Raw genomic sequence first — 22859 nt, forward strand, 5'->3', positions numbered from 1 at the left:
GAGCCCCGCCGGCCACCGAAGGGCTCAGCCCGGCCACCGACGGGTCAGCCGGCCGGCGAGGGCTCGGCCGGTCGCCGAAGGGCTCAGCCGGTCGCTGTCCCGGCGTTCGCCGTGCGCTCCCTCCGGACCATGCGGGCCGTCAGGGTCACCCCGGTCGCCACCGCCGCCGCGCAGACCAGGCCCGCCGCGAGCACCGACCAGCCGCCCAGGAAGGTGCAGCCGAGCACCAGCAGCGCGGTGACCGGCAGCACCAGCTGCTGGGCGATGCCCACCTTGAAGTGCCGTGCGTGCAGGGCCCAGACGGTCAGCAGATACAGCGCCGTCGGCAGGGTCACCGCCGCCGACGCGGCCGCCGTGGACAGGTGTGCCGAGCCGACCGTCTCCTCCACGGCCACCTCCAGGCCCGCGCCGATCGCCGCCGCCGAGGAGAAGATCAGATAGTGGCCGTACCCCCACAGGAACGCCCGTCCGCCGGAGCGCAGATGACCGTGGATGGGCACCACGAAGTAGATCCACCAGGCGGAGAACACGATCAGGAGCCCGCCCGCCGCGATCGGCAGCAGCTCGCCCAGTGCCGAGTGCTCGTCCACGGCCGACTTCACGGCGACCGTGGCGGAGGCGATCGTCTCGCCGAGCACGATGATCGTGAACAGTCCGTACCGCTCGGCGATGTGGTGCGGATGCCAGGAGGTCTCGTACTCCCGCTCGGCGAACAGCGGCACGCACATCTCCGCGATCGCCATCACCAGGAACACCCAGGGGCGGGCGGGCTGCGGCAGCACCACCAGACCGGCCCAGCCGACCTGGCACAGCAGCACCCCGCCCGCGTAGCGCAGCGCGGCCCTGCGTTCGCCGCCCTCGGCGGTCCGCGCGGCTCTCAGCCACTGGGTGGCCATCGCGAGCCGCATGATCACGTAGCCGAGCCAGACCGTCATGTAGTCGTGCTGCTGGAAGGCCCGGGAGACACCGGCGGCCAGCACCAGGACGCCGGCGATCTGCACCAGGGTGACGACCCGGTAGAGCACGTCGTCGTTGTCGTACGCCGAGGCGAACCAGGAGAAGTTCATCCAGGCCCACCAGATGGCGAAGAACACCATCGCGTAGTTGAGGACCCCGGTGCCGGGGTGGCCCGCGGAGACGGCGTGCACCAGCTGCACGCCCGCCTGGGAGACCGCCACGACGAAACACAGGTCGAAGAGGAGCTCCAGCGGGGAGGAGACCCGGTGGGCCTCGTCCCGCCCGCGCGCGGTGAGCCGTCGCACGGGGCCGGAGGCGTGGGATGCGGGGTGGGATGCGCCCGGAGCAGCGGGCGCCGGGGTGGAACTCGGCGTCATGCCTCTCAGCACAGCAGAAAACCGGGCCGGGGGCTTGCGCGGGCGCTCACCTGTGGCCGCCGGTCCACCGGGAGGAGGGCCGTACCCTGGACGCATGAGCGATGCCCCCGCCCCCGGACCGCGTGACCCGAAGCCCGCGCTGGTCTTCGATGATCCGCTGGACCAGCAGTCCTCGGACGACACCGACCGCGGCTGGGGCGAGCGGCCGTCCGGCGACAGCGCCGCCGACCTCAAGCGCTTCCTCGACGAGAAGCCGCCCCACCACATCTGAACCGTCAGTGGTCGTCGTGGCCCGTGCCGCGCTGGGCGATCAGGGCGTCGCGGATCTCCTTGAGCACCTCCAGCTCGGACACCTCGAGGACCTCCTGGGTGCCCTCCCGCGCCGCCTTGCGGGCCGCCTGCCGGGCCAGGTACTTCGACATCGGCAGGACCATCAGGAAGTACACCACCGTGGCGGTGATCAGGAAGGACAGCGCGGCGCCGAGGACGGAACCCCACATCAGCTGGATGCCGTGCGTTCCGTGGCACGAGTCGCTCAGGCACGTGCTGTAGTTGTCCAGGTTCTGGGTGCCGATCGCGCCGACCAGCGGGTTGATGATCCCCTTCACCACCGCGTTGACGATGTTCGTGAAGGCGGCGCCGATGACGACCGCCACTGCCAGGTCGATGACATTGCCGCGCATCAGGAAGGCCCTGAAGCCTTGCAGGACGCTCGGTTCCTTCTTCGCGCTCACCTCGGGGACGCTCCTCGCATGCACAAGTTGTGGAACAAAACGCTCCGCAACCTACGGCACCATACGGCCATACTGTCCAATCCAGTCCCCTGAAGGAGGGACTTGACAGCGCGCCGCCGGGAAAAAGTCCGACACGGTTCAGCACAGCGTCACCGCCAGCCGCGCCGTGGCACTCGCACCGACGAGCCCGGCCGCCAGGGCGCGCGGCACCGCGAGCACGACGAGCGCGCCGGTCTCGGCCGCGCCGTCCAGCGGCGCCGGCACCCGCGTCACCCGCACCCCGCGCGCGAGCACCCGCGCGCCGCCCCCGGCGGACGGATCCTGCGCGGCGACCACGTCGACCCGGTCACCGGGGCGCAGCAGCCGGACGGTGGCCGCGTCGGCGATCCGCACCGGAGCCGCGACCAGGCCCGCCGGGCGGGGCGGAGGCAGCGGAGCCGCGGGCGGGTGTCCGCGCGCGGACCGGGCGGGCCGCGGCGCCGCGTCGGTGCGGTGCGCCTGCGCCGAGGTCCCCGGGCCCGCCGCCACCAGCGCGGCCGCGGTCACCGCGAGGCCGGCCGCCACCGCCCGCCCCCGGTGCCGTACGAGCCGCTGCACCCGGTACCGCCCGCCGCGCACCCGCACCGGGGGGAACGGCGGCACCTCGCAGGTCGCGGGCGCGTCCGTGCCCAGGGGGCGGGGCAGGCGCAGGGGAGGGGGGAACGCGGCGCGCGGGGCGGCCGCGTCGGAAGCGGGCGAGAGCAGGGAGGTGAAGGGCAGAGGCATCGGGGTCACCGCCTGGGACGAGGGACGTCGGCTTGCGATGCCCACGATGACGCCTCGCGGCGGATCGTGCCGGAGCCGGTGGACCACTGCCCGGTTGTGGACAACTCGCCCACTCGAACGGGCAATTCCGCGGGCGGTCCGCCCGGGCTACGGCGACTTGTCCACAGCCCCTCGCCTCTCGCCCTTCGTCTCTCCGTCCGCCCCCGCTAAGGCAGCTCGAAGCCCGGGTCCATCCCGCCGAGCGCGTTCACGCACAGGCAGTCCCGCTCGCCGGTCGCCGGCAGCGTGGCCACCGCGTCGAAGAGCACACCGCGCAGCCGTTCCACATTGGCGGCGAACACCTGGAGGACCTCCTCGTGGGAGACGCCCTCGCCGGTCTCGGCACCCGCGTCGAGGTCCGTGACCAGGGTCATGGAGGTGTAGCACAGCTCCAGTTCGCGGGCGAGCGCCGCCTCGGGGTGGCCGGTCATGCCCACCACCGACCAGCCCTGCGCCTGGTGCCAGAGCGACTCGGCGCGGGTGGAGAAGCGCGGCCCCTCGACCACGACCAGCGTGCCGCCGTCCACCGGCTCCCAGTCCCGGCCGCGGGCGGCCTTCAGCGCGACCGCCCGCCCGGTGGGGCAGTAGGGGTCGGCCAGGGACACGTGCACGACGTTCGGCACCGTGCCGTCGGGCAGCGGCAGCCCGTCGAAGTACGACTGGGCGCGGGACTTCGTACGGTCCACGAACTGGTCCGGCACCAGCAGCGTGCCGGGGCCGTACTCGGCGCGCAGCCCGCCCACCGCGGAGGGGCCGAGGACCTGCCGGACACCGACGGAACGCAGCGCCCACAGGTTGGCGCGGTAGTTGATGCGGTGCGGCGGCAGATGGTGGCCGCGGCCGTGCCGGGGCAGGAAGGCGACCCGCCGGCCGGCGATCTCGCCGAGGAACAGGGAGTCACTGGGCGGCCCGTAGGGGGTGTCCACTTGTACCTCGGTCACGTCGTCGAGGAACGAGTAGAAGCCCGAGCCGCCGATTACGCCGATCTCTGCGTTCGCCATGGCCAAGACATTAGCTGGCCGTGACGCCGCGCAGGAGACCTTGGTCGTGCGGGAGACCTTGGCCGGAGAACGCCGAACGCCCCGCCGTCGGGGGACGGCGGGGCGGACGTCAAGAGAAACGGGGCGCGGCGCCTCAGGCGGCGGACGTGCCGGCCGAGCTCGACGTGGACGTCGACGCCGACTTGGAGTCGGACGACGCCGGGGCCGAGGACGGCTTCGCGTCGGACGACGAGGAGCCGGACGGCTTCGTCGCCGGGCTGCTGCTCGACGTGGAGCCGCGCGAATCGTTGCGGTAGAAGCCGGAGCCCTTGAAGACGATGCCGACCGCGGAGAACACCTTCTTCAGGCGCCCGTTGCAGTGGGGGCACTCGGTCAGGGCGTCGTCGGTGAACTTCTGCACCGCCTCGAGGCCCTCGCCGCACTCGGTGCACTGGTACTGGTAGGTCGGCACTGTCTTCCTCCTGGCACTCTCACTCATTGAGTGCTAACGACGCTCCATAGTGACGTATTCCCGGGGATCAGTCCACCGTCACCGGCGAGCGGTGACCGACGCCACGTGCCACGGTCTGCGTCTCCTGGCGTGCGATCAGCGCGGATCGCAGCCCCAGCAGGGTCAGCAGCGCGAGCACCGTACCGCCCATCGGGACCAGGAATCCGGAGCCGTCCCACAGCCGGTCCTCCAGCTGCCCGGCGACGGTGACCGCGGCCGCCTGGCCGAGCGCGACCGCGCCGGTCAGCCAGGTGAACGCCTCGGTGCGGGCCCCGGCCGGGACCAGGGCCTCGACCAGCGTGTAGCCGGTGATCAGCGACGGCGCGATGCACATGCCGACCAGCAGGCCGAGCGCGGCGAGCAGCAGCACCGAGTGCGCCGTCCACAGCGCGGACGCGGTCAGCGCGAGCGCCGCGTAGCCGACGACCAGGCGCCGCTGGGGCGCCGTCTTCCAGACGATGGCGCCGCAGACGACGCCGGACAGCATGTTTCCCGCGGCGAAGACGCCGTACAGGACGCCGTTCAGACCGGGCTCGCCGATCGACTGGGTGAAGGCGGCCAGGGAGACCTGCATGCCGCCGAAGACCGAGCCGATGCCGAGGAAGGTCACGATCAGCACGCGCACCCCGGGAATCCGGAGCGCGGAGCCGTGCTCCACGCGCGCGGACCCGGCCGCGGCCGTCACCGCGGGCTGCGTGCTCTTCTGCGCGGCGAACAGCAGACCACCCACGAGGGTGAGCGCGGCCTCGGTGAGCAGACCGGCCGCCGGGGTGACGGCGGTGCACAGGGCGGTCGCCAGCAGGGGCCCGAAGACGAAGGTCAGCTCGTCCGTGACCGACTCGAACGCGGCCGCGGTGCCCATCAGGGGCGAGCCCTGGAGCTTCACGCCCCAGCGCGCCCGCACCATGGGACCGACCTGCGGTACCGAGGCGCCGGTCGGCACGGCCGCCAGGAACAGCACCCACAGCGGAGCGTGCGCCAGGGCGAGCGCCGTCAGGGACAGACCCGCGATGGTGTGCACCAGGACGCCGGGGAGCAGTACGGCGCGCTGGCCGTAGCGGTCGGCCAGGCGCCCGCTGTAGGGCGCGAACAGCGCCATGGAGACACCGGTGACGGCCGCGGCGGCGCCGGCGGCGCCGTACGAGCCGGTGGTGTGCTGCACCAGCAGCACGATGGACAGCGTGAGCATCGCGAACGGCTGGCGTGCCGCGAAACCGGGGAGCAGGAAGGTCCAGGCGCCGCGGGTGCGCAGCAGTGCTCCGTATCCGGGGCGGGAGGAGGCCGTCGAGGTCTTCGCCGACTCGTCGGTGACCGTGGATCCCACGGCCGTGCCTTTCTGCCGCCTGGTAGCGCGCGTCCCGTTGTGGGGTCCGGGCGCCGAGAGCTGTCCTCTTGCGCGGACTGCGGTAGATACCGGCGCCCACGGCAAGGTGGGGGGCGTCACGGCCGCCATACGGTCGCGCCAGCTCTGCGTCAGGCAGAGTTGGTTCGATCAGGGTGCCCCTTCATCGTACAGGGGCCACCCCCGCGCGGGCTGTGAAAACGAGCACCATCGGGCCGGTCACCTGGGATTCCGCGGCGCGTTCGCCAGGTGTGAACCGTAGGAAACCCGTTCTTAACGTGCGCCCCGCTCTTGACGCGCGTCCCGTTCCTGACGTGAGCCCCGTTCCTGACGCGACCCTCGCTCCTGACGCGGACCCCCGGCCTTCGCGCCCCTGGCGTCCGCCCCGTCCGTGCCCAGCCAGCTCGCCAGCTTGCCGCCGTGCGCGACCGCGCGCAGCCGCGCCTCCGCCGAGTCGCGGACCGGGTCGGTGGCGACCACCAGGAGTTCGTCACCGCGCCGCAGCACCGTGCTGGGCAGCGGCACGAAGGACTTCCCCTCGCGCACGACGAGGGTCACGGCGGACCCGGACGGCAGCCGCAGCTCGGCGATCTCCACGCCGTGCATCCGCGACTCCTCGGGGATGGTCACGGACAGCAGATGCCCGCGCAGCCGCTCCAGGGGCGCCGACTCGATGCCGAGGTCGGCCGCCTCGCCCTTCTCGCCCAGCCGCAGCGTGCGCGCCAGCCACGGAAGCGTCGGCCCCTGGACGAGGGTGTAGACGACGACCAGGACGAAGACGATGTTGAAGATCCGCCGGCTGCCGTCGACGCCGTTCACCATGGGGATCGTCGCCAGGATGATGGGGACGGCGCCGCGCAGCCCCGCCCAGGACATCAGGGTCTGCTCCTGCCAGGGCACCCGGAACGGGGTCAGGCTGAGCACCACGCTGAGCGGGCGGGCCACCATGGTCAGCACCAGGCCGATGACCAGGGCGGGCACGACGTCGTCGCCCAGCTCGTGCGGGGTGACCAGGAGGCCGAGCAGGACGAACATGCCGATCTGGGCGATCCAGCCGAGCCCCTCGGCGAAGCCGCGGGTGGCCGGCCAGTGCGGCAGCTTGGCGTTGCCGAGCACCATGGAGGCCAGATAGACCGCGAGGAAGCCGCTGCCGTGCCCCAGGGCGCCGGCCGCGTACGCCGAGATGGCGATCGCGAGGACGGCGATCGGGTAGAGGCCGGAGGCGGGCAGCGCCACGTGCTTGAGGCCCCAGGAGCCGACCAGGCCCACCGCGAGTCCCACGGCCGCGCCGATGGCCAGCTCCAGGGCTATCTCGCCGATCAGCATGTACCAGTGCTCGACCGGTCCCGCCGTGGAGAACGCGACGACCAGGATGACGACCGGGGCGTCGTTGAAACCCGATTCCGCCTCCAGGGTGCCCGTCACCCGAGCGGGCAGGGGAATCCTGCGCAGCACGGAGAAGACCGCCGCCGCGTCCGTCGAGGACACCACCGCGCCGATGATGAGCGACTGCCGCCAGTCCAGACCGACCAGATAGTGCGCGCCCGCCGCGGTGATCCCCACGCTGACCGCGACACCCGCCGTCGCGAGGACGGCGGCCGAGGACAGGACCGGCCGTACCTCCTTCCACTTGGTGCCGAGGCCGCCCTCGGCGAGGATCACGACCAGGGCCGCGTAGCCCATGACCTGCGTCATGGCGGCACTGTCGAAGTGGATGTGGCCCAGGCCGTCCTGGCCCATGACGATGCCGATCCCCAGGTAGACGAGCAGGCTGGGGAGCCCGCTGCGCGAGGAGATCCGCACGGCCGCGACGGCGACCAGCAGGACGAGGGAGCAGACGAGCAGAAGCTGGTTGAGGTGCTGAACAGTCAGCGGCGGTTCCCTTCCTTGGCCCGGGCGCGGGGCGCGCGGACGCGCGAACACAAGATCCGAGGCTGCGGCGCACCGCATCCAGGTACTTCGTTACCTTACCTAATTCTTGACGCTTTCTTGACGTTAGGGCGAGAAGATCGAACGCCCGTGCCTGCCGGTTCCCGACTCCGCGTCAAGGCGCACAGGGTCCTGCGCCTATGGTTGCTCCAGCGCTCATTCAAAGTCATGGCCCGACCTGCCGCTCGCGTTAGGACAGCAAGGACAGCGATGCCCCCGAACACCACCGCCACAACGGGTGACACCGCCACCACCGGTGCCGCGCCCGCCAAGTCAGGCAGGAAGAAGGGGCGCAAAGCCCGACTGCTCGTCCTGCTGCTGGTCCTGGCCGTCATCGCGGGCATCGCCTACGGCGGCTACTGGTCGGTCAGCGCCGTGCGCGCCTCCCTCCCGCAGACCACGGGCTCGATCACGCTGGACGGGCTGTCCGGTCCGGTCGACGTCAAGCGGGACGGCAACGGCATCCCGCAGATCTACGCGTCCTCCGACGCGGACCTGTTCATGGCGCAGGGCTACGTCCAGGCGCAGGACCGGTTCTACGAGATGGACGTGCGCCGGCACATGACGGCGGGGCGCCTGTCGGAGATGTTCGGCAAGAGCCAGGTCAAGAACGACGAGTTCCTGCGCACCCTCGGCTGGGAGCGGGTCGCCAAGCAGGAGTACGACACCAAGCTGTCGGCCTCCGCCAAGAGCTATCTGGACGCCTACTCCAAGGGCGTCAACGCGTATCTGAAGGGCAAGAGCGGCAAGGACATCTCCCTGGAGTACGCCGCCCTCAACCTGACCAACGACTACAAGCCCCAGCAGTGGACCCCGGTCGACTCGGTCTCCTGGCTGAAGGCGATGGCCTGGGACCTGCGCGGCAACATGCAGGACGAGATCGACCGCGCCCTGATGACGAGCCGGCTCGGCCCGCAGCAGATCCAGGACCTGTACCCGGAGTACCCGTACAGCCGTAACAAGCCGATCGTGCAGGAGGGTCAGTACAACGCGCTGACCAAGAGCTTCCAGCAGAGCGCGGCCCCGGGCACGCCGGTGGGCACGGGCACGGGCACGACGACCGGCACGGGCACGGGTACCGGCACGACGGGGACCACGGGCACCACCGGTACGACGGGCACCACCGGCGCCACGGGCTCGTCTGCGGGCACGACGGGCGCCACCGGCTCCGGAGCCTCGGGCACCTCCGGTTCGGGCCTCACGAGCCAACTGGGCGGCGTCTACAGCTCCCTGGACGACCTCCCGACCGCCGTCGGCGTGAACGGCCAGGGCATCGGCTCCAACTCCTGGGTCGTCGGCGGCCAGCACACCATCACCGGCAAGCCGCTGCTCGCCAACGACCCGCACCTGGAGGCGTCCCTGCCGGGCGTCTGGTACCAGATGGGCCTGCACTGCCGGACCGTCTCGGCCAAGTGCCAGTACGACGTCACGGGTTACACGTTTGCCGGGATGCCCGGTGTGATCATCGGCCACAACGCCGACATCGCCTGGGGCATGACCAACTCCGGGGTCGACGTGAGCGATCTCTACCTGGAGAAGGTCACCGCGGGCGGCTACCTGTACGACGGCAAGGTGCGGCCCTTCAAGACTCGCCAGGAGACCATCAAGGTCGCCGGCGGCGCCGCCAAGACGATCGTCGTGCGCGAGACCCAGGACGGGATGCCGCTCCTGTCGGACCGCGACGACGAGCTGGTCCAGGTCGGCAAGAAGGCCACCGTCGGCTCCGCCGCCCCCGACCGCGGCGACGGCTACGGCATCGCCCTGAAGTGGACCGCGCTCGACCCCGGCACCTCCATGGACGCCGTCTTCGCGCTCGACAAGGCCGGCGACTGGAAGGACTTCCGCGCCGCGGCCGCCAAGTTCGACGTGCCCTCGCAGAACCTGGTCTACGCCGACACGCACAACCACATCGGCTACACCCTGCCGGGCAAGATCCCGACGCGCTCCGCCGCGGACGACGGCTCCGTGCCCGCCCCGGCTGGGACTCCAAGTACCGCTGGACCGGCTACATCCAGAAGGACGAGCTGCCGTACGAGTTCGACCCCAAGCGCGGCTACATCGTCACCGCCAACCAGGCCGTGGTCGACAAGGACAAGTACCCGTACACCCTGACCACCGACTGGGGTTACGGCACCCGCAGCCAGCGGATCACCGACCTGATCGAGTCCAAGATCAAGGGTGGCGGCAAGATCTCCACCGACGACATGCGGCAGATGCAGCTGGACGACAGCAGCGAGATCGCCAAGCTCATGGTGCCGAAGCTGCTGAAGATCAACCTGTCGGACAAGAACGTGCGTGACGCGCAGAAGCTGCTGGAGGGCTGGGACTACACCCAGGACTCCGACTCCGCGGCCGCCGCGTACTTCAACGCCGTCTGGCGCAACGTCCTCAAGCTCGCCTTCGGCAACAAGCTCCCCAAGGAGCTGCGGGTCAAGGGCCAGTGCCTGTGGGTCGACAAGATCGACAGCACCGGCCCGGTGGACGACGACAACGCCAAGGTGCGCGAGTGCGGCCTGCGCGACGCGGACCAGGCGCAGCCGGACGGCGGCGACCGCTGGTTCGAGGTCGTGCGCAACCTGATGAACAAGCCGGACAGCGACTGGTGGACGACGCCCAAGCAGGGCACCCGCCCGGCGGCCAAGAACATGGACCAGCTCTTCGCGCGCGCCATGATCGACGCCCGCTGGGAGCTGACCGCCAAGCTCGGCAAGGACATCGACACCTGGAGCTGGGGCCGGCTGCACCGCCTGTTCCTGAAGAACCAGACGCTCGGCACCGACGGTCCCAAGGTGCTCCAGTACCTGCTCGACCGCGGCCCCTGGAAGCTCAACGGCGGTGAGGCGGCCGTGGACGCGACCGGCTGGAACGCCGCGGGCGGCTACAACGTGGTCTGGGTGCCGTCGATGCGGATGGTCGTCAACCTCGCCGACCTCGACAAGTCCAAGTGGATCAACCTGACCGGCGCCTCCGGGCACGCGTTCAGCGCGCACTACACGGACCAGACCGACAAGTGGGCCAACGGCGAACTGCTGCCCTGGTCGTACTCCTCGAAGGCGGTCGACAAGAGCACGAGCGACACCCTCGTCCTCAAGCCGTAACCGCCGCACCCGGCAACCCGGAACGGCCCCCCACGCGCGCGTGGGGGGCCGTTCCGCGCAATGCGGGCCTTCAGGCGAAGCGGCGGACCCCGGACGGCGTCACCACCGCGTGCACCGGCCGGTCGTGCGCCTCCGCCGGGACCCGCGCGACGACCTCCGTGTCGTAGAGCAGCACCACGAGACGGGGCCGCGCGCCCGCGCGCTCCAGCCGGGCCAGGACCCGGTCGTACGAGCCGCCGCCGCGCCCCAGCCGCATCCCGCGCGTGTCCACCGCGAGTCCGGGCAGCAGGACCACGTCCGCGCCCGTCACGGCGTCCGGGCCGAGCCGCGGGCCCGAGGGTTCGAGAAGGGCCATCTTCGAGCCGTGCCGGACCTCCCTCAGCGAGCCGGGCCCGGTGTACTCCCCCCAGTCCAGGTCGTTGTCCGCGAGCAGCGCGGGGAGCAGGACACGCGCGCCCCGCGCCCGCAACGCGTCGAGGAGTGCGCCGGTGCCGGGTTCCGCGCCGACGGAGACGTACGCGGCGACCGTGCGCGCCCCCGCCAGTTCGGGCAGCTCCAGGGCGCGCGCGGCCAGCGCCCGGCCCGACTCCCGTACGTCGTCCTCCGGCAGCCCGTTCCTCATCGCGAGGAGGCTCCGCCGCAAGGTCCTCTTGTCAGGCTCGTCCACGCGTCCGTCGTGTTCCACGGGTCGTTCCCGCACCCTTTCCGTCCGCCGTTGCCGGCGTCGATGTCGTCCCGGTCGTCGTCAAAGGGTGGGCCAAGCGCAGCCCCAGGTCGCACCAAGGGTCGCCGGTTAAGGTGGCGGGCATGACTCAGTCGCACCCCAGGATCAGCAAGGCTGTCATTCCGGCGGCGGGTCTTGGTACCCGGTTCCTGCCGGCGACCAAGGCCACTCCCAAGGAGATGCTGCCGGTCGTCGACAAGCCCGCGATCCAGTACGTGGTCGAGGAGGCCGTGACCGCGGGGCTCGACGACGTTCTCATGATCACCGGTCGCAACAAGCGTCCCCTGGAGGACCACTTCGACCGCAACTACGAGCTGGAATCCGCCCTCCAGAAGAAGGGCGACGCGAGCCGGCTCGCGAAGGTGCAGGAGTCCAGCGACCTGGCGACCATGCACTACGTCCGCCAGGGCGACCCCAGGGGCCTCGGCCACGCCGTGCTGTGCGCCGCCCCGCACGTCGGCCACGAGCCCTTCGCGGTCCTCCTCGGCGACGACCTGATCGACCCCCGCGACCCCCTGCTCCAGCGCATGATCGAGGTCCAGGAGCGGCACGGCGGCAGCGTGATCGCCCTCATGGAGGTCGCGCCCGAGCAGATCCACCTCTACGGCTGCGCCGCCGTCGAGGCCACCGCCGAGGGCGACGTCGTCAAGATCACCGGCTTGGTCGAGAAGCCCGACCCCGCCGACGCCCCCTCCAACTACGCGATCATCGGCCGCTATGTCCTCGACCCGCACGTCTTCGACATACTGCGCACGACGGAACCGGGCCGCGGCGGCGAGATCCAGCTGACCGACGCGCTCCAGCAGCTCGCCGACGACGAGAAGGCCGGCGGCCCGGTGCACGGCGTCGTCTTCCAGGGCCGCCGCTACGACACCGGCGACCGGGGCGACTATCTGCGTGCCATTGTCAGGCTCGCATGCGAACGTGAAGACCTGGGCCCGGACTTCCGGACCTGGCTCCGCAGTTACGTAGCCGAGGAGATGCAGCAGAGTTGAGCAGCGCCGCGCCCCGCCCGACCGGCGAAGACGACCTGTGGTCGGTGGATCAGCACCTGGAGGACATCCTCGCCACGGTCCAGCCCCTGGAGCCCATCGAACTCCAACTGCTCGACGCCCAGGGCTGTGTCCTGGTCGAGGACGTCACGGTGCCGGTGTCCCTGCCGCCGTTCGACAACAGCTCGATGGACGGGTACGCGGTGCGGGTCGCCGATGTCGCGGGCGCCAGCGAGGAGTTCCCGGCCGCCCTGGAGGTCGTCGGGGACGTCGCGGCCGGCGCGGACGACCCGGTGCGCGTCGGACCGGGCCAGGCCGCCCGCATCATGACCGGCGCCCCGCTGCCGCCCGGCGCCGAGGCCGTCGTCCCCGTGGAGTGGACCGACGGCGGACTCGGCGAGGGCCCGGCCGGCGGCATGCGGGCCCGCAGCCTCGCCCCCGAGGACGCCGAGGGCCAGGTGCGCGTGCACCGGCCCGTCGAGGCCCGCGCGCACGTACGGGCCGAGGGCAGCGACGTGAAGGCGGGCGACCACGCCCTCCAGGCCGGTACGATCCTCGGCCCGCCGCAGATCGCGCTGCTCGCCGCGATCGGCCGGGGCACGGTGAAGGTGCGCCCGCGCCCGCGCGTGGTCGTCGTCTCCACCGGCAGCGAACTCGTCCAGCCTGGCGAGCAGCTGAGCCGCGGCCGGATCTACGACTCCAACAGCTTCGCCCTCACCGCCGCCGCGCGGGACGCGGGCGCCATCGCCTACCGGGTGGGCGCCGTCGCCGACGACGCCGACACCCTGCGCTCGACCATCGAGGACCAGCTGATCCGCGCCGACCTGCTGGTCACCACGGGCGGGGTGAGCGTCGGGGCGTACGACGTGGTCAAGGAGGCGCTGGCGGACATCGGCGACGAGGACGTGCCGGGCAGCGGCATCGAGTTCCGCAAGCTGGCCATGCAGCCCGGCAAGCCCCAGGGCTTCGGCTCCATCGGCCCCGACCACACGCCGCTGCTCGCGCTGCCGGGCAACCCCGTGTCGTCGTACGTCTCCTTCGAGCTGTTCGCCCGCCCCGCGATCCGCGCCCTGATGGGCCTCACCGATCTGCACCGGCCGGTGCTGCGGGCCACGCTCACCGCCGACAAGGCGCTCCGCTCCCCGAAGGGCCGCCGGCAGTTCCTGCGGGGCCGGTACGCCGACGGGGAGGTCACCCCGGTCGGCGGCGCGGGCTCCCACCTGGTGGCGGCGCTGGCGCACGCGGACGCGCTGATCGTCGTACCCGAGGACATGGAGTCCGTGGAGCCCGGCACCGAGGTGGAGGTCGTCGTGCTCGGCTGAGGCACGTCCTGGGCGGCTGCGCGCGGCTGCTTGGCGGTACCGTGTCGCGCACAGCAGGCCCGCGCACCGCACGGCGCGGGCCCGGACCGGGAGCGCCGCACAGCATGACCGAACCGTCCCGGGGGCAGACCCCCGGATCCCCCGCCCAGGACCACCTCACGCACCTCGACGCGGCCGGCGCGGCCCGCATGGTCGACGTCTCCGGCAAGGACGTCACCGCGCGCACCGCACGCGCCGGCGGCCGTGTCCTCGTCTCGCCCCGCGTGATCGAACTGCTGCGCGGCGAGGGGGTGCCCAAGGGAGACGCGCTGGCCACCGCGCGGATCGCGGGCATCATGGGCGCCAAGCGCACCCCGGACCTGATCCCGCTCTGCCACCCGTTGTCGGTGTCGGGTGTGAAACTGGACCTGTCGGTCGCGGACGACGCCGTGGAGATCCTGGCCACCGTGAAGACCACGGACCGCACGGGTGTCGAGATGGAGGCCCTCACCGCGGTGACGGTCGCCGCGCTCACCGTGATCGACATGGTCAAGGCGGTCGACAAGGGAGCGGTCATCACGGACGTACGCGTGCTGGAGAAGACGGGCGGCAAGTCGGGCGACTGGAGCCGGGCATGAGCTACCGCGCCCTGGTGATCACCGCCTCCAACCGGGCCGCCGCGGGCGTCTACGAGGACCGGGGCGGCCCGCTGATCGCGGACGGCCTCACGCGCCTCGGCTTCGCCGTGGACGGCCCCCGGGTCGTGCCCGACGGGGAGCCGGTCGAGGCCGCCCTGCGCGAGGGCGCCGCCGCCGGGTACGACGCGATCGTCACCACCGGCGGCACCGGCCTCACCCCGACCGACCGCACCCCCGAGGCGACCCGCGCCGTCATCGACCACGAGGTGCCGGGCATCGCCGAGGCGATCCGGGCGTTCGGCAGGGAGAAGGTGCCGACCGCCGCGCTGTCCCGCGGGGTGGCCGGGGTCGCCGGCCGGACCCTGATCGTCAACCTGCCGGGGTCCACGGGCGGGGTGAAGGACGGACTGGCCGTCCTGGAGCCCCTGCTGGCCCACGCCGTCGACCAGCTCCGCGGCGGCGACCACGCCAGACCCGGCTCGGGGGGTGCGAACTGAACGGGTCGACCTGGCCGGTCGTGCTGGTGGACGGCGAGGTCGTCCTGCGGCCGATAAAGCTGCGCGACCAGCGCGAGTGGCGCGAGGTGAACCGCCGCAACCGCGACTGGCTGCGCCCCTGGGAGGCCACGATCCCGCCGCCCACCCCGAGCGGCCCGGTCGCGCACCGGCCGACGTACCGGCAGATGGTCCGGCATCTGCGCCGCGAGGCGCAGGCGGGCCGGATGCTGCCGTTCGTCATCGAGTACCAGGGGCGCCTGGTGGGGCAGTTGACGGTCGCCGGGATCACCTGGGGGTCGATGTGCTCCGGGCACATCGGCTACTGGGTGGACGAGTCGGTGGCCGGGCGCGGGGTGATGCCGACGGCCGTCGCGCTGGTGGTGGACCACTGTTTCCGCACCGTCGGACTGCACCGCATCGAGGTGTGCATCCGCCCCGAGAACCGGCCCAGCCGCCGGGTGGTGGAGAAGCTCGGATTCCGCGAGGAGGGGCTGCGGCCGCGCTACCTGCACATCGACGGCGCCTGGCGCGACCATCTGGTCTTCGCGATGACCGCCGAGGAGGTGCCGGACGGGCTGCTCGGACGGTGGCGGAGGGCACGATCGGCGGCACAAGGACCGAGAAATTGAATATGCGTTCGAAATTCTGATCCTAAGGGTCGCAAAAAATGCTGGAAATATCAGCCAGATCGTGCGACACACCGGCTCAATTGGCGGATACCTTCGGTCAAACCCCTCTACCGTGTGAGTCGTGAGCAGCAGCGGCCTCATCTACGCAGTCATCGTCGGGGCCTGGGCCGCCTACTTGGTGCCGATGTGGCTCCGTAGGCAGGACGAGCTGAACGAGGCCCGTCCGACGGAACGCTTCAGCACCGCCATCCGGCTGCTTTCCGGACGGGCGGGGATGGAGCGCCGATACGCCAAGGACCTGCGGGCGCGCTCCACCGACGAGGGGGAGCAGGGCGCCGTCGATCCGGACGCCGTCACCGATTCGGTGGACGTCCGGTCCTTCGCCATGCCTCCGACCCGCCGTCAGGTCACGGTGGAGGGCGAGCCCGAGGCGTCCCGCGACCCGGAATCCGACCGGGGCCACGCCGACCGGGGCCACGCCCCCGCGGTCCCGGCCCAGAAGCACGTACCGGCACCCCGGCGCGCCCCGTCGTCCCCCTCGGCGCAGGCGGCCGCGGCGCGGGCCCGGCGCACGAAGGTGCTCGCGCGCCGCCGGCGCACCACCGTGCTGCTCTTCCTCGCCTTCACCATCGGCGCGGTCGTCGCCGCCGTGGGCGGCCTCGCCTTCCTGTGGGCGCCCGCCGCGCCCGCCGTGCTCCTCAGCGCGTACATCGCCTATCTGCGGTCCCAGGAACGGCGCCGGTTCGCCTTCCAGATGGACCGCCGCCACGCCGAGGCCGCCGCCCAGCGACTGCGTGAGCGCCAGCCGCGCCGGCGCGCGACCCCGGAGGCCGCCCGCGCCGCCGACGAACCGGAGGAGGTCACAGGGACCGACACGGACCCCGGCCTCTCCACGCTCGCCGCCGACCGGCGTGCCCTGGTCGAGCAGACCGACCACGCCGAGTGGGTCGACCAGCAGCGCGAGCGGCAGCGGCGGCCCGGACATGGCGACAGCTGGGACCCGGTGCCGGTGCCCCTGCCCACGTACGTGACCGCGCCGGTCGCGCCGCGGGCCACCGCCGGCGTCGACCTGGGCGGCCCGGACACCTGGAGCTCGGCGCGGTCCAGCTCGGTCGCCCCGGAGCAGGAGGCGGACCAGGCGCCCGTGGCCGGGGAGCGCGAGCCGGCGGCCGGCGCGGCGGACCGGCCGGCCGACGGCCGCGGCGGCGCGCGCCGCGCCGCCTCCGCCCGCCGCTCCCGTGAGCGCGGCCGTACGCCGCTCTTCGACCAGTACGAGGACGGCGACCGTCCGCGTGCCGCCAACGAGTGACGGCCGTCGCATCCGGAAGCCGCCCCTGACCAGTTCGGGAACGGATTTCCAAGCACCCCGATCAGGGTGCTAGAGTTTCACTCGTTGCAAGGGCCTGTGGCGCAGTCCGGTAGCGCACCTCGTTCGCATCGAGGGGGCCAGGGGTTCGAATCCCCTCAGGTCCACGCAGCTCAAAGCCCCGGTCGGGAAACCGACCGGGGCTTTGACATGTTGTACGACCGTTTCGCCGGACGCGTTGCCCGGCACGCCGTGGCGGGGCCTTCCCGGTGGCCGTGGCGGGGCCTTCGTGTCCGTCGCTCCGGCCCCGCCCGGGCCATAAACTCGGCCGCAGATTCTTCGGCTACAGGTCCTTCGCGAAGCAGCGGCTCTCCTCGTGGAAGCGGTAGAAACCGAACTTGGGGCAGAGCGTGTAGCCGCTGGAGGTGTACAGGGCGATGGCCTCCGGCTGCTTGGTGCCCGTCTCCAGGACCATCCGCCGGCGCCCCGCCGTGCGGGCGTCCTCCTCCAGGGCGCTCAGGATCCGGCGGGCCAGGCCCCGGCCGCGTACCTCCTCGATCACATACATGCGCTTCAGCTCGGCGTCGCCGTCCGAGTAGCCCTCGTCGTTGCGCTCCTGGCTGCGCCAGCCGCCGGTGGCCACCGGGCGGTCGGCCTCGTCGTACGCGATCAGGTAGACACCCCGGGGCGGGAGGAAGTCCTGCGGGGTGAGGAAGGTTTCATCGCCGGCGTCGCCGTAACGGAGGGCGTATTCGGCCTGCACCGCGTCGTTGAGCTTCATGGCGTCGGGGTGGTCGAAACCTACGCGGCGAATGTTCATCTGGGCATCGCGCTTCCGTGCGGGTGGGACCCCTCGCTCGTGAGGGCTTCGTCCAGTGTGCCGGTATCGTGCTCCGGTGCTGACTGTGACCTCGGTGAACGTGAATGGGCTGCGGGCCGCCGCCAAGAAGGGCTTCGTGCCGTGGCTGGCCGGGACGGAGGCGGACGTCGTCTGCCTCCAGGAGGTGCGCGCCGAGCCGCACCAGCTGCCCGAGGAGGTGCGCGAGCCCGAGGGCTGGCATGTGGTGCACGCCCCGGCGGCCGCCAAGGGGCGTGCGGGCGTCTCCCTGTACACCCGGCGTGAGCCCGACCGGGTGCGGATCGGCTTCGGGTCCGCCGAGTTCGACGGCAGCGGGCGCTATGTCGAGGCCGACCTGCCCGGCGTCACCGTCGCCTCCCTCTACCTTCCCTCCGGCGAGGTCGGCACCGAGCGGCAGGACGAGAAGATCCGCTTCATGGGGGAGTTCCTCGATCACCTCAAGGCGCTGCGCGAACGCGCCGCCGCCGGGGGCCGCGAGGTGGTCGTCTGCGGCGACTGGAACATCGCCCACCGCGAGGCCGACCTCAAGAACTGGCGCGGCAACACCAAGAACTCCGGCTTCCTGCCCGAGGAACGCTCCTGGCTGGGCCGGGTCCTCGCCCCGGCGGACGGCGGCTACGTCGACGTCGTACGGGCCCTGCACCCGGACGTCGACGGCCCGTACACGTGGTGGTCGTACCGGGGGCGGGCGTTCGACAACGACTCCGGATGGCGCATCGACTACCAGCTGGCCACCCCGGGCCTCGCCGCGCGGGCGCTCAAGGCGCGCGTCGAGCGGGCCGCCTCGCACGCCGAGCGCTGGTCCGACCACGCGCCGGTGACCGTCACCTACGGCGCTTAGTCCCGTTCAGCCGTTTACTCCCCCCTTGCTCCCCTTACTCCCTCTTACTCCCCTTTATTGAGCTGCCGGTCCATCGCCAGGGACAGTTCCGCTTCCACCACGCTGCGGGCGAGGGGGCGCAGGCGGTGGAGGTCCTCCTCCGGGGCGTGCCGGAGGATCAGGTCGGAGAAGAGGGTGGCCAGGGCCTCGGCGTGTTCGCGGACGCGGGCGCCGGCGGTCAGGACCTCGGCGAGCGGGATGCCCTCGCGGACCAGGGCGGAGGAGACGTCCAGCAGGCGCCGGCTGATGTGCACGATCTTGTCGCCGTCGGTGCCCAGGTAGCCCAGCTCCATCGCGGCGGCCAGGTTCTCCGGGGTGACCTCGCCCTCGAAGCGGGCGGCCAGTTCCTCCGGGGTGAGGCGGATCGGCTCCTCCTCGGTGGGGGCGCCGACGCCGAGCAGGTCGGCGACGTCCCGGCCCTGGTCCAGGGCCTCGGCCAGCTCCGCGATGCCGGTCAGGGTGTGGCCGCGCTCCAGCAGGGCGCCGATGGTACGCAGCCGGGCCAGGTGGTGGTCGTCGTACCAGGCGATACGGCCCTCGCGGCGGGGCGGCGGCAGCAGCTTGCGTTCGCGGTAGAAGCGCAGGGTGCGCACGGTGATGCCGGCCCGTCGCGCCAGCTCCTCCGTGCGGTACTCGCGCGGGCCCCGACGGGCTGCCTCCGGGTGTTCGGTGTCTGCTGCCACGCCCGAAGCCTATGGTGTACCGCCGGTAACTTTCCTTCCCGCGCCCCCTACCGCTCGGTACGGAGCTGCTCTACAGTCCCATCGTGCCAGTGTTCACTGGCAGCATCGACGGGCGGCATTTCAAGGCGAGGCGTGGAGGCTCCGGGATGGCCGAGCACGAGCATGTGAGGGTGGCGGTGATCGGGTCCGGCTTCGGCGGGCTGGGCGCCGCCGTGCGGCTGCGCCGCGAGGGGATCACCGATTTCGTCGTACTGGAACGGGCCGAGGACGTCGGCGGCACCTGGCGGGACAACAGCTACCCCGGGTGCGCCTGCGACGTGCCCTCCCACCTGTACTCCTTCTCCTTCGCGCCCAACCCCGAGTGGCCGCGCACCTTCTCCGGGCAGCAACACATCCGCGCCTATCTGGAGCACGTCACCGATGTCTTCGGACTGCGCCCGCAGATCCGCTTCGGCGCCGAGGTCAAGCTGCTCAGCTGGGACCGGGAGAACCTGCGCTGGCACATCGAGACCTCGCGCGGCGCGCTGACCGCCGACGTCGTCGTCTCCGCCACCGGACCGCTGTCCGACCCGAAGGTGCCCGACATCCCGGGCCTGGACTCCTTCCCCGGCAAGGTGTTCCACTCCGCCCGCTGGGACCACGACTACGACCTGCGCGGCAAGCGCGTGGCCATGGTCGGCACCGGCGCCTCCGCCATCCAGATCGTGCCCGCCATCCAGCCGCAGGTCGGCCGGCTCACCCTCTTCCAGCGCACCCCGCCCTGGGTGATGCCCCGGGTGGACCGCGCGATCAGCCCCGCCGAGCGCTGGCTGCACCGCGCCCTGCCGCTGACCACCCAGCTGCGCCGCGGCCTGCTGTGGGGCATCCGGGAGCTCCAGGTGCAGGCGTTCACCAAGCGCCCCGACGAACTCGGCCTGGTCGAGCAGCTCGCCAAGCGCAACATCGCCCGCGCGGTCAAGGACCCGGCCCTGCGCGCCCGGCTCACCCCCGACTACCGCATCGGCTGCAAGCGGATCCTGCTCTCCAACACCTACTACCCGGCGCTGGCCCGGCCCAATGTGGACGTCGTCGCCAGCGGGCTCAGCGAGGTGCGGGGCTCGACCCTGGTCGCCGCCGACGGCACCGAGACCGAGGCCGACGCGATCGTCTTCGGCACGGGCTTCCACGTCACGGACATGCCGATCGCCGAGCGGGTGGTCGGCGCGGAGGGCGTCACGCTCGCCGAGTCGTGGAAGGGCGGCATGCAGGCGCTGCGCGGCGCCACCGCCGCCGGGTTCCCGAACTTCATGACGGTCATCGGGCCCAACACCGGTCTCGGCAACTCCTCGATGATCCTCATGATCGAGTCCCAGCTGAACTACATGGCCGACTATCTGCGCCAGCTCGGCGTCCTCGGCGGCCGTACCGCCCTCGACGCCCGGCCCGGCGCCGTCGCGGCCTGGAACCACAAGGTCCAGGAGCGGATGCGGCGGACCGTGTGGAACACCGGCGGCTGCACGAGCTGGTACCTCGACGCCAGTGGCCGCAACACCACCGTGTGGCCCGGTACGACGACCGAGTTCCGGCGCGCGACCCGGCAGGTGGACCTCGGGGAGTACGAGGTGATCCGGGCCGCCGGGACGCGGGAGACACCCGAGGGCGCGAAGGCCCCCGGGGACGCGAAGGCTCCCGAGGGCGCGAAGAACGCCAAGTCCCGCGAGAACGCGCAGGCTTCGGAGGCTTCCCCGGCCGACGAGGTCGCCGCATGAGCCGCCCCCGCGCCACCAGCATGACCTCCGGCGCCTACGCCCCGCCCGTCCCGTCCCGGGAACTCACCGTCCCCTCCACCGACGGCGCGCGGCTGTACGCCGAGGTGCACGGGCCCGAGGACGCGCCCCCAGTCGTCCTCTCCCACGGCTGGACCTGCTCGACCGCCTTCTGGGCCGCGCAGATCCGGGAACTGGCCGGTGACCACCGGGTGATCGTCTACGACCAGCGGGGCCACGGGCGCAGCCCCGTGAGCCCCGTGTGCACCACCCGCGCGCTCGCGGACGACCTGGAGGCGGTGCTCGCCGCGACCCTCGCGGACGGCGAACAGGCCCTGATCGTGGGGCACTCGATGGGCGGCATGACGGTCATGGCGGCGGCCGGGCGGCCCCGCTTCCGCGCCCACGCGGCCGCCGTCCTGCTGGCCAGCACCGGCAGTTCGCGGCTGGTCGCCGAGGCCCGGGTGCTGCCGCTGCGCGAGGGACCGCTGCGCACCCGGCTCAGCGCGGGCGTCCTCGGCTCGCGCGCCCCGCTCGGACCGGTCACACCGCTCGCCAGGCGGATTCTCAAGTACGGCACGATGGGCGCCCGTTCGACACCGGAGATGGTGGAGGCGTGCGCGCGGATCGTGCACGGCTGCCCGACCGGGGCCCGGCACGCCTGGTCCCAGGTGCTCGCCTCGCTCGATCTCGACCACGGCGTACGGCGGCTGGACCTGCCCACCGCGGTCCTGCACGGCACGGCCGACCGTCTCGTGCCGCCGGTGCACGCGCACGCCCTGGTCGCCGAACTCCCGCGCTGCGCCGGACTCACCGAGCTGCCCGGCGCCGGCCACATGACCCCGGTCGAGGAGCCCGAGCGGGTCACGGGCCGCATCCGGGACCTCGTCAGCACGTATGTCACGGGGGCCGGCGAGCCCGCTCCCCAGCCGATCAAGGAGGGCGCATGAGCAGGGTCGATCTGGAGGGACAGGTCGCGGTCGTCACCGGAGCGGCGCGCGGCGTCGGCGAGTTGCTCGCCCGCAAGCTCTCCGCGCGCGGAGCGAAGGTGGCGCTGGTCGGCCTGGAGGAGGAGGCCCTCAAGGAGGTCTCCGGGCGGCTGCACAGCGAGAGCGCCCACTGGTACGCCGATGTCACCGACCACGAGGCGATGGCCCGGGTGGCGCGGGAGGTGAAGGCGCGGTTCGGGAAGGTCGACATCGTGGTCGCCAACGCCGGTGTGGCGACGGGCGGTCCGTTCATCGACTCCGACCCGGACGCCTGGCGGCGGGTGATCGAGGTCAACCTCATCGGCTCGGCGGTGACCGCCCGCGCGTTCCTGCCGGTGCTGGTCGAGAGCCGGGGCTATCTGCTCCAGATCGCCTCGCTCGCGGCGATCACCCCGGCGCCGATGATGACCGCGTACTGCGCCTCCAAGTCCGGCGTGGAGGCGTACGCGCACAGCCTGCGGGCCGAGGTCGGCTATCAGGGGGTGCGGGTCGGCGTCGGGTATCTGTCCTGGACCGACACCGACATGGTGCGCGGGGCCGATCAGGACGACGTCATGCGGGAGTTGCGGCAGCGGCTGCCGTGGCCGTCGAACAAGACGTATCCGCTGGGGCCCGCGGTGGACCGGATCGTCGCGGGGATCGAGCGGCGTTCCTCGCAGGTGTACGCGCAGTGGTGGCTGCGGGGCATGCAGAGCGTGCGCGGGTATCTCCCGGGGCTCATCGGGTCGGTGGGGCAGCGGGAGATGAAGCGGTTCGGGCCGCGCCTCGAAGGGATGCGGTCCGGGCTGGTCGGCGCGGGCGGGGCGGCGGACGAGGCGGCGCGGGTCACGGTACGTGACTGATCCACATGCGGAGCGTGGTGGGGCGTGTGAATCTGGTCGTGG

General features: G+C 72.2%; 21 protein-coding genes, 1 tRNA gene and 1 pseudogene. 13 read left to right on the forward strand and 10 right to left on the reverse strand.

Translation table 11 applies throughout. The features are described from left to right. Window positions 1-83: 83 nt before the first annotated feature. On the reverse strand, window positions 84-1334 hold the full coding sequence (locus GHR20_RS21055; protein ID WP_153814066.1) for a low temperature requirement protein A: 1251 nt from the start codon (window positions 1332-1334) through the stop codon (window positions 84-86). Between the two features lie 94 nt (window positions 1335-1428). Between GHR20_RS21055 and GHR20_RS36850 the strand changes: the two genes are divergently transcribed. Beyond that, window positions 1429-1605, forward strand: a complete 177-nt coding sequence (locus GHR20_RS36850) for a hypothetical protein (protein WP_181516324.1) — start codon at window positions 1429-1431, stop codon at window positions 1603-1605. Between the two features lie 4 nt (window positions 1606-1609). Here GHR20_RS36850 and mscL read toward each other — a convergent pair whose 3' ends face one another. From mscL to GHR20_RS21090, 6 genes are all read right to left on the reverse strand, one after another. Beyond that, complete coding sequence (gene mscL, locus GHR20_RS21060; RefSeq protein ID WP_153814067.1) at window positions 1610-2068, reverse strand: large conductance mechanosensitive channel protein MscL; 459 nt, start codon at window positions 2066-2068, stop codon at window positions 1610-1612. Between the two features lie 138 nt (window positions 2069-2206). After that, window positions 2207-2833: a hypothetical protein gene (locus tag GHR20_RS21065; protein ID WP_243878095.1), complete on the reverse strand. Its 627-nt coding sequence runs from the start codon at window positions 2831-2833 to the stop codon at window positions 2207-2209. Window positions 2834-3039: 206 nt separating this feature from the next. Further along, a complete protein-coding gene (locus GHR20_RS21070; RefSeq protein WP_111583740.1) occupies window positions 3040-3873 on the reverse strand; it encodes an S-methyl-5'-thioadenosine phosphorylase in 834 nt (277 codons plus the stop codon). A 133-nt stretch (window positions 3874-4006) separates the two neighbouring features. Beyond that, window positions 4007-4324, reverse strand: a complete 318-nt coding sequence (locus GHR20_RS21075) for an FmdB family zinc ribbon protein (protein ID WP_153814068.1) — start codon at window positions 4322-4324, stop codon at window positions 4007-4009. Window positions 4325-4391: 67 nt separating this feature from the next. Next, a complete protein-coding gene (locus GHR20_RS21080) occupies window positions 4392-5687 on the reverse strand; it encodes an MFS transporter (protein ID WP_153814069.1) in 1296 nt (431 codons plus the stop codon). A 291-nt stretch (window positions 5688-5978) separates the two neighbouring features. Further along, the gene (locus GHR20_RS21090; RefSeq protein WP_243878096.1) at window positions 5979-7628 is read right to left on the reverse strand and encodes a potassium/proton antiporter; all 1650 of its coding nucleotides are present in this window, start codon (window positions 7626-7628) and stop codon (window positions 5979-5981) included. 216 nt (window positions 7629-7844) lie between these two features. On the opposite strand from GHR20_RS21090, the pseudogene GHR20_RS21095 reads away from it, so the two are divergent. Further along, window positions 7845-10732: pseudogene (locus tag GHR20_RS21095) on the forward strand (penicillin acylase family protein). Between the two features lie 70 nt (window positions 10733-10802). Here the strand turns inward: GHR20_RS21095 and GHR20_RS21100 are convergent. Beyond that, entirely contained in the window at window positions 10803-11417 is a 615-nt protein-coding gene (locus GHR20_RS21100; RefSeq protein ID WP_153814072.1) for a 5-formyltetrahydrofolate cyclo-ligase, read from the reverse strand. 122 nt (window positions 11418-11539) lie between these two features. Here GHR20_RS21100 and galU point away from each other — a divergent pair, with 122 nt between their 5' ends. The 7 genes from galU to GHR20_RS21135 all read left to right on the forward strand — a co-directional run bounded on the left by galU (window position 11540) and on the right by GHR20_RS21135 (window position 16986). Next, window positions 11540-12451 carry a UTP--glucose-1-phosphate uridylyltransferase GalU gene (galU, locus tag GHR20_RS21105; RefSeq protein ID WP_153814073.1) on the forward strand — a complete coding sequence of 304 codons (912 nt, stop codon included), beginning with the start codon at window positions 11540-11542 and terminating at the stop codon, window positions 12449-12451. Further along, window positions 12448-13770 (forward strand): gephyrin-like molybdotransferase Glp, encoded by a 1323-nt coding sequence (gene glp, locus GHR20_RS21110; RefSeq protein ID WP_153814074.1) that lies wholly within the window; start codon window positions 12448-12450, stop codon window positions 13768-13770. The genes galU and glp overlap by 4 nt, the downstream gene beginning before the upstream one ends. A gap of 104 nt (window positions 13771-13874) precedes the next feature. After that, the gene (gene moaC, locus GHR20_RS21115) at window positions 13875-14387 is read left to right on the forward strand and encodes a cyclic pyranopterin monophosphate synthase MoaC (RefSeq protein WP_111586011.1); all 513 of its coding nucleotides are present in this window, start codon (window positions 13875-13877) and stop codon (window positions 14385-14387) included. Beyond that, window positions 14384-14884 carry a molybdenum cofactor synthesis domain-containing protein gene (locus tag GHR20_RS21120; RefSeq protein WP_153814075.1) on the forward strand — a complete coding sequence of 167 codons (501 nt, stop codon included), beginning with the start codon at window positions 14384-14386 and terminating at the stop codon, window positions 14882-14884. The genes moaC and GHR20_RS21120 overlap by 4 nt, the downstream gene beginning before the upstream one ends. Before the next feature lie 20 nt (window positions 14885-14904). Then, window positions 14905-15513 (forward strand): GNAT family protein, encoded by a 609-nt coding sequence (locus tag GHR20_RS21125; RefSeq protein ID WP_194858944.1) that lies wholly within the window; start codon window positions 14905-14907, stop codon window positions 15511-15513. A gap of 121 nt (window positions 15514-15634) precedes the next feature. Next, a complete protein-coding gene (gene glpR, locus GHR20_RS21130; protein ID WP_194858945.1) occupies window positions 15635-16822 on the forward strand; it encodes a gephyrin-like molybdotransferase receptor GlpR in 1188 nt (395 codons plus the stop codon). 90 nt (window positions 16823-16912) lie between these two features. Then, window positions 16913-16986 (forward strand) — tRNA-Ala (locus tag GHR20_RS21135). Between the two features lie 176 nt (window positions 16987-17162). Here GHR20_RS21135 and GHR20_RS21140 read toward each other — a convergent pair. Next, window positions 17163-17639 carry a GNAT family N-acetyltransferase gene (locus tag GHR20_RS21140; protein WP_153814076.1) on the reverse strand — a complete coding sequence of 159 codons (477 nt, stop codon included), beginning with the start codon at window positions 17637-17639 and terminating at the stop codon, window positions 17163-17165. Between the two features lie 85 nt (window positions 17640-17724). On the opposite strand from GHR20_RS21140, the gene GHR20_RS21145 reads away from it, so the two are divergent. Then, the gene (locus tag GHR20_RS21145) at window positions 17725-18519 is read left to right on the forward strand and encodes an exodeoxyribonuclease III (RefSeq protein ID WP_243878382.1); all 795 of its coding nucleotides are present in this window, start codon (window positions 17725-17727) and stop codon (window positions 18517-18519) included. Window positions 18520-18563: 44 nt separating this feature from the next. Here the strand turns inward: GHR20_RS21145 and GHR20_RS21150 are convergent, their stop codons facing one another. Further along, on the reverse strand, window positions 18564-19241 hold the full coding sequence (locus GHR20_RS21150) for a MerR family transcriptional regulator (protein WP_125211178.1): 678 nt from the start codon (window positions 19239-19241) through the stop codon (window positions 18564-18566). 146 nt (window positions 19242-19387) lie between these two features. Here GHR20_RS21150 and GHR20_RS21155 point away from each other — a divergent pair, with 146 nt between their 5' ends. From GHR20_RS21155 to GHR20_RS21165, 3 genes are read left to right on the forward strand one after another with little or no spacing between them, the layout of a single operon-like run. Further along, window positions 19388-20989: an NAD(P)/FAD-dependent oxidoreductase gene (locus tag GHR20_RS21155; protein ID WP_153816076.1), complete on the forward strand. Its 1602-nt coding sequence runs from the start codon at window positions 19388-19390 to the stop codon at window positions 20987-20989. Beyond that, complete coding sequence (locus tag GHR20_RS21160; protein WP_153814078.1) at window positions 20986-21936, forward strand: alpha/beta hydrolase; 951 nt, start codon at window positions 20986-20988, stop codon at window positions 21934-21936. Before GHR20_RS21155 ends, GHR20_RS21160 begins: the two co-directional genes overlap by 4 nt. Further along, a complete protein-coding gene (locus GHR20_RS21165) occupies window positions 21933-22817 on the forward strand; it encodes an SDR family oxidoreductase (protein WP_111586004.1) in 885 nt (294 codons plus the stop codon). The genes GHR20_RS21160 and GHR20_RS21165 overlap by 4 nt, the downstream gene beginning before the upstream one ends. Window positions 22818-22859: the final 42 nt, after the last annotated feature.

The organism is Streptomyces sp. SUK 48 (assembly GCF_009650765.1).
GTDB lineage: Bacteria > Actinomycetota > Actinomycetes > Streptomycetales > Streptomycetaceae > Streptomyces.

Excerpts from the sequence above, each read along its gene's own strand:
- GHR20_RS21055 (WP_153814066.1), bottom strand. The coding sequence starts at position 1,334 with ATGACGCCGAGTTCCACCCCGGCGCCCGCTGCTCCGGGCGCATCCCAC.
- GHR20_RS36850 (WP_181516324.1), top strand. The coding sequence starts at position 1,429 with ATGAGCGATGCCCCCGCCCCCGGACCGCGTGACCCGAAGCCCGCGCTG.
- GHR20_RS21065 (WP_243878095.1), bottom strand. The coding sequence starts at position 2,833 with ATGCCTCTGCCCTTCACCTCCCTGCTCTCGCCCGCTTCCGACGCGGCC.
- GHR20_RS21070 (WP_111583740.1), bottom strand. The coding sequence starts at position 3,873 with ATGGCGAACGCAGAGATCGGCGTAATCGGCGGCTCGGGCTTCTACTCG.
- galU (WP_153814073.1), top strand. The coding sequence starts at position 11,540 with ATGACTCAGTCGCACCCCAGGATCAGCAAGGCTGTCATTCCGGCGGCG.
- moaC (WP_111586011.1), top strand. The coding sequence starts at position 13,875 with ATGACCGAACCGTCCCGGGGGCAGACCCCCGGATCCCCCGCCCAGGAC.
- GHR20_RS21120 (WP_153814075.1), top strand. The coding sequence starts at position 14,384 with ATGAGCTACCGCGCCCTGGTGATCACCGCCTCCAACCGGGCCGCCGCG.
- GHR20_RS21140 (WP_153814076.1), bottom strand. The coding sequence starts at position 17,639 with ATGAACATTCGCCGCGTAGGTTTCGACCACCCCGACGCCATGAAGCTC.
- GHR20_RS21155 (WP_153816076.1), top strand. The coding sequence starts at position 19,388 with ATGGCCGAGCACGAGCATGTGAGGGTGGCGGTGATCGGGTCCGGCTTC.
- GHR20_RS21160 (WP_153814078.1), top strand. The coding sequence starts at position 20,986 with ATGAGCCGCCCCCGCGCCACCAGCATGACCTCCGGCGCCTACGCCCCG.
- GHR20_RS21165 (WP_111586004.1), top strand. The coding sequence starts at position 21,933 with ATGAGCAGGGTCGATCTGGAGGGACAGGTCGCGGTCGTCACCGGAGCG.